6 protein-coding genes are annotated in these 5555 nt (G+C 66.3%); all 6 read right to left on the bottom strand.

Annotated elements, in window-relative coordinates:
• Positions 1-1223 (bottom strand): flavodoxin domain-containing protein (locus AC04L7_RS11585; RefSeq protein ID WP_475513049.1); only part of this gene is annotated, 1223 nt, incomplete at its 3' end.
• Entirely contained in the window at positions 1220-2212 is a 993-nt protein-coding gene (locus AC04L7_RS11580; RefSeq protein ID WP_475513048.1) for an FAD:protein FMN transferase, read from the bottom strand. The genes AC04L7_RS11580 and AC04L7_RS11585, both read right to left, overlap by 4 nt.
• A 45-nt stretch (positions 2213-2257) precedes the next feature.
• Positions 2258-3070 carry a DUF4198 domain-containing protein gene (locus AC04L7_RS11575; RefSeq protein WP_435999960.1) on the bottom strand — a complete coding sequence of 271 codons (813 nt, stop codon included), beginning with the start codon at positions 3068-3070 and terminating at the stop codon, positions 2258-2260.
• A 29-nt stretch (positions 3071-3099) separates the two neighbouring features.
• Entirely contained in the window at positions 3100-3630 is a 531-nt protein-coding gene (locus AC04L7_RS11570) for a DUF2271 domain-containing protein (protein ID WP_435999958.1), read from the bottom strand.
• Between the two features lie 22 nt (positions 3631-3652).
• Entirely contained in the window at positions 3653-4288 is a 636-nt protein-coding gene (locus AC04L7_RS11565; protein ID WP_435999956.1) for a PepSY-associated TM helix domain-containing protein, read from the bottom strand.
• Positions 4289-4394: 106 nt separating this feature from the next.
• Positions 4395-5555: TonB-dependent receptor domain-containing protein (locus AC04L7_RS11560; RefSeq protein ID WP_475513047.1), on the bottom strand; the 1161-nt coding region annotated here is incomplete at its 5' end.

Raw genomic sequence — 5555 nt, 5'->3', positions numbered from 1 at the left:
GGGTGGAAGTTCGGATTGCGCCGGATGCGAAGGGCGATCGCATCCCCTGGCTGTGCGTACCTGCACAGCCAGCCGCTGCCCAGGCCAGGCAAGCCATCGGCGCGCTGCATCATGCGTACCAGCAGGTGCACGCCGCCATCTGCTGGAAGGGAGGCGATGGAGTACTCGCGGTGCGGAAGCGGCGTGCAGGCATCCGCCAGCGCCTGTGCGTCCGTTGCGGTGGACATCGTCGCAAGATCGGGCCAGCGGGTGCGCGCCAGAACGGATGCCAGCGGCTGCACTTCGTCCTGCCAGCGCACCTTCGCATTGCCCGGCTTGTCGATGCGGCGCAGTACCTCTTCGACATCCCCCGTGGCGCGGCGCGGCCCGATCTCGGCGATGTCTCCCGCCGTCCAGGACGGCAAGGTGCCCTCCGCGGGCTCCAGCACGAGGTGAAAAGCAGGCCTGCCCACGCTGCCCGGATTCAGGTGGACGCGGTTCCGCAGCTGCCACGAGCCGTAGCGGGGCGGCGCCCAGTCCGGCGCTTCGTTCCCGTTGCCGAGCTGGCCGATGTGGTGCTGCCAATGGCGCAATGCGCTGTCGTCGGCGTTGTCCACCTCGACAAGATCGAACAAGGGTTTTGCATGGTGCTTCCGCAACCAGTCATCCAGCTGATGGCCGAAGGCACAGAAGTGGTCGTACTCGCGGTCGCCCAGCGCCAGCACCGCGTACTGCAGGTTGTCCAGCGACAGCGACAGTGGCATCACCCGTCGCACGAAACCGAGTGCAGGGTCGGGCGGATCCCCCTCCCCGGTGGTGCTGACCACGAAGAGGGCCCGCGTGATGCCGGCCAGTCGCGTTTCATCCAGGCGTTCCAGTGCGGCGCGCTGCACGCTCACGCCGCCCTTGCGAAGCGCCGCTCCCGTCAGGTCCGCCAGCTCCATCGCAAAGCCGGTCTGGCTGGCATGCACCACCCAGATGGCATCCTGCGGAACGCGCGGGGCCGGGCGCGCCGAGCGGTCGCGGGCGCGCGCCCGGTACAGGCACGCGGCGACAAGGCCGACATACGCCAGCACCGCCGCGACCGCGGCTTGGCGCCGGATCGTCGACGGCATGGCCTGCCACCCTTCGGCGTCGTGCAGGCCCCCGAGCCACCAGGCGCATGCGACCAGCAGCGCCATCGCACATGCATTCCCGATCAGCGGGGCAATGCTCCGTCGCGCGCTGGCGGATGTCGCACTCATGCGGCGAGATGCTGTTCGAAGGCGGGCGTCAACGATTCCCGCAGACCGTCGGCAGTGCGATGCAGGAACCGCGCGGCCAGGCCATGCCGAAGCGCGAACGCGTGGCCTTCATGGGGACCCATCACCGTCAGCGCGGTCGCCCAGGCGTCGGCATGCATGGCATCGGCAGCGACCACGGTCACCGCAGCGGCGGCATCCGTCACCGGTTCGCCACTGCGCGGATCGATCGTGTGGGAGTAACGACGACCATCCTGTGCATAGGCGTGCCAGCAGTCCCCGGACGTGGCGACCGCAACGCTCTCCAGCCTCAGCACGCGCGGCGCCATGCCTTCGCTGTCGGCTTCTTCGTCGGGCGACGATTCCACCAGTACCCGCCACGACTGCCCATCCGGCTTCCGGCCGTAGCCGTACAGCTCGCCGCCGACCTCGACGAGTGCGGCGTCGATGCCGCAGCGCTGCAGCAGGCCGGCGACCAGGTCCACGCCATACCCCTTGGCGATGGCCGACAGATCCAGCATCACGCCACMGGGTTGGCGAAGTCGGCGCTGCTCGGCGTCGAGCCGCAGATGTTGCCAGCCGACCCTCGCGCGCGCCTCGACCAGGTCCACGTCCGCCGGACGACGGCGGTGGCCGGCGTGCGCGCCGAAGCCCCATACCGCCACGAGCGGCGATACGGTCGGATCGAATGCCCCTCCACTGCGTGCTGCGACATCGAATGCCGCAGCGAGCACGCGTAGCAGGTCGTCCTGCAGGTCAAACCATTGGCCGGGCGCACAGCGGTTGAAACGCATGATGTCCGCGTCTTCCTCCCACGTGCTCATCTGGGCCACGACGCGGTCGAGTTCCGCCTGTACCGCATCATGCAGCGCATGCGGATCGGTGCGCACCGCGCTGCCGTACTGGACCGACCACGTCGTGCCCATGGTATGCCCGCGCAATGCGTGCACGGGCGTGGGGGAAACGGGGGGCGAAGAGAGGGGGGTGTTCATGTCGATGCACGACGCCGGACGAGCGTCCGGCAACGTGGGGTCGGCTTATTGCGGCAGCACTTCCAGCGTGGCGACATAGCTCAGGCGGCGCTGCTTGGCCTGCGGCACCGTGGTCTTGTCGTCCTGGGTGCCGGTTTCCAGCCAGTACATGCCGGCTTCCGGCCAGGTCACGCTGAACTCGCCGTCGGCGTTGGTGGTGACCTTGATCTCATCCTGCGCGTTCCGGTAGCGCGTTCCGCCGCGGGTGATCTCGAACTCCAGCCCCGCGGCGGGCTTGCCGTCCACCAGCATCCTGAACGTGGCGGCCTCACCGGCGAACAGGTCGTTGGGATGCGTGACCGGCACCAGTTCGATGCCCGTGCCCGTGGCCTTCAGCGCGGTGTCGTTCGGCGAACCGTTTGTCACGAACGTCTCGATGCGGCCGATCGATTCCGACACCTGCAGGTTCTTCGCATCCTTCGGCACCTTGGTGGCCAGGTCTTCCGGCTTCGCGCCGCGTAGGCCGCCCGGCTTGCCGTCGGCGCCTTCCCAGCGAACCATCAGGTTCCTGTTGACGGTCGCGATGCGATAAGTGCCTTGCTGTTTCAGCTCGACGTCGAACACGGTGCGGTACTTGCCCGTCGCCAGGTTCTGCGCCTCGACAGTAGACCCATCCGGCGCGGTGATGACCAAGCCTTCGGTGCGCAGCGGTACGTGGTTGAAGTAGAAGAGGTCATTGGACACCGCGGCATCGACCGTGATCCATGGGTTGGTACCGGCGATGACAGTCTGCGAGGGTTGCAGCCACGCCTTGTGCGCCAGCGCACTGGCGGGAATGGCGGAGGCCAGGACGATGGCTACGGCGAGGGAACGCTTCATCGGAATCTCCAGCGGATAGAGGGAAAGGATCAGGGCTTGACCGTCAGCGTGACGGCGCCCAGTTCGGTGGCGCCCTGCGCCTTGCCCGACTGCGCTGCGCCCTTGGCGGGCCAGGTGAAGGGAATCTTCAGCAGTTCACGGCCACCGACTTCGCGCGCGGCCTCGACGACCAGGGTGTACTGGCCGGGCGCCAGCTTGGCCAGGTGCTGTTTGTCGCTGAAGCTCAATGCGTGCTTGCCGACCGGCCTGGTGGGCCCGGTCACGCCATCCACCGGCACCTGCAAAGAGCGCCCGGACTTGCGCCACCACTGGCGCATGTCGGGCAGCCATTTGGTGCCATGGCCTTCCGAATTGCTCGTCTGCTGGTACCAGACCGACAGGTTGGCGGCGACCTTCTGGTCCGCGCCTTCGATCCACACGGCGACATAAGGCCGGTGGTATTCGGCCACATTGAGCTTGGGGATCTCGACAGTGACGTCAAGCGCGGCGGCGTAGGCCGGCGTGGCCAGCAGGCCGCTGAGCGCGATGGTCAGGGTGGTGTGGACGGCGATCTTCGACATGCGGGTTTCCGGAAGAAGAGGGTCAGTGGATGAAGAGCAGCGCAATGAGCAGGGGCACCAGCAGGCCGAGCCCTACCATCGGCCAGGTCATGCTGCGCTGCCTGCCATGGAGGTACAGCAGGAACAGCCCGGTGATGCAGAACACCAGGCAGGCCACGGCGAAGATGTCCAGGAACCATCCCCATGCCGGCCCGGCGTTGCGGCCCTTGTGGAGATCGTTGAAATAGGAAATCCAGCCGCGGTCGGTCCGCTCGTATTCCACGGCGCCGGTCTCGCGGTCGATGCTCAACCAGGCATCGCTGCCGGGGCCGGGCATGGAGAGGTAGAGCTCCACGTCCGACCATTCAGCCGGTCGCGTGCCGATGGCGACCGACAGCTCCTTTTCCAGCCACCTCGCGACGGTGGCTGGCAGGGGCGCATTCCCGTCCTGACGGTCGCCAAGTGCCGCAAGGATCGGGGCGGGCACGGTCGTCGTGATGTTCTCGACGTCGGGTGTGGCTTCGATCTTCGATGCGTGGTTCAGCGTGATCCCGGTGATCGCGAACAGCAGCATGCCGATCAGGCAGACGGCCGAGCTGATCCAGTGCCATTGGTGCAACGTGCGCAGCCAGAAGCCGCGGCGCTGTTGCGGGAGGGCAGGGGAGGCGGAAGGGGACAACGGCTTTCTCGGCGCAGATGAAGCGGGCGACCATTACATCACAGATGAGAATCGCTCTCAATTGACTGGCGTTCGCGGCGGACACGACCGCGCACGCGCTCGCACGTCAGAAGCTGACGTTGAGGCTCAGCCACAGGTTCCGTGACTTGTCCTTGTTGTTGTAATCGTCGAGGTAGGACACTTCGTTGGAGGTGTAGATGCCGTCGTTATCGAGGTCGGTGAAGACGGTCTGGAACGTGGTGAAGTCCTCGTCGAGCAGATTGTTGATGCGGCCGGACAGCGACACGTGTTCGTTGAAGCGGTACTGCGCCCCCAGGTGCAGCACGGTGTAGTCCTGGTAGTCGCGGCGCACGCCGTTGAGGGTGTCGCGGTAGCGCCTCGAGCGGGCCTCCGCCAGCAACTGCATGCTGAACGCGTCGGTCGCCTGCCAGTTCAGGCTGGCATTGGCCATGTGGCGCGCGGTGTTGGTGAGGGGCAGGCCCTTCTGCGCTCCACTCAGCTGCTCGCTGTCGGTAAACGTGTAGTTGGCGCGCAGTGAGAGGCTGCCACTGATGCCCCATCGGCCTGCGATCTCGACGCCCTGGATGCGCACTTCGTCGATATTGATGTTCTGCGCATACGTGGTGTAACCCAGCAGCGCGTAGTCCCCCAGGTTGGCGCAGGGGCGGACGCCCCCCGTCTGCTCGCAGCTCAGGCTGGTCTCGCCGCGCGCGATCTTGTCGTCGAAGTCGTTGCGGAACATGGTGATGTTGAAGTTGTGCGCGTCGTCCGGCGAGGTCCAGTACAACGCGATTTCGCTGTTGACGCTGGTTTCGGGCTGCAGGTCCGGGTTGCCGACGAAGGGCGTGGTGCCCTGGCCCCCGAATCCGGTGACGCCGTCGTAAAGGTCGGTCGTCTTGGGGGTCTTGAAGCCCGTGCTGACGCCGCCCTTCAGGGTCCATGCGCTGCTGACATCCCATACGGCATAGGCACGGGGACTCAACTGGCCGCCGAACACGTTGTGGTCGTCATGGCGCAGACCCAGTGTGATGGTGAGCCTCTCTATCGGCGTCCAGTTGTCCTCCGCAAACAGCGACCACATCTTGTGTTCCTGTACGGTACCGGCGCCATCGCCGCCCCCTTCCATGCCGAAGACGCCGTCCTGCAGTTCACCGTCGATGACCTGGCTTCCGACGATGAATCGATGTGCGTCACCGACAGCGAAATCCAGCTTTGCGTCCAGCGTGTACTGGCTGCTCTCCATGGTGCGTTTCGGACGAGGCAGGAA

It is taken from the genome of Pseudoxanthomonas sp. LjRoot204_2 (genome assembly GCF_056175765.1).
This window is presented reverse-complemented; position numbering and strand designations above follow the sequence as displayed.

What these genes read in the sequence shown, in the direction of transcription:
- AC04L7_RS11575 (WP_435999960.1), bottom strand. Translation starts at nt 3,070, where the DNA reads ATGAAGCGTTCCCTCGCCGTAGCCATCGTCCTGGCCTCCGCCATTCCC.
- AC04L7_RS11570 (WP_435999958.1), bottom strand. Translation starts at nt 3,630, where the DNA reads ATGTCGAAGATCGCCGTCCACACCACCCTGACCATCGCGCTCAGCGGC.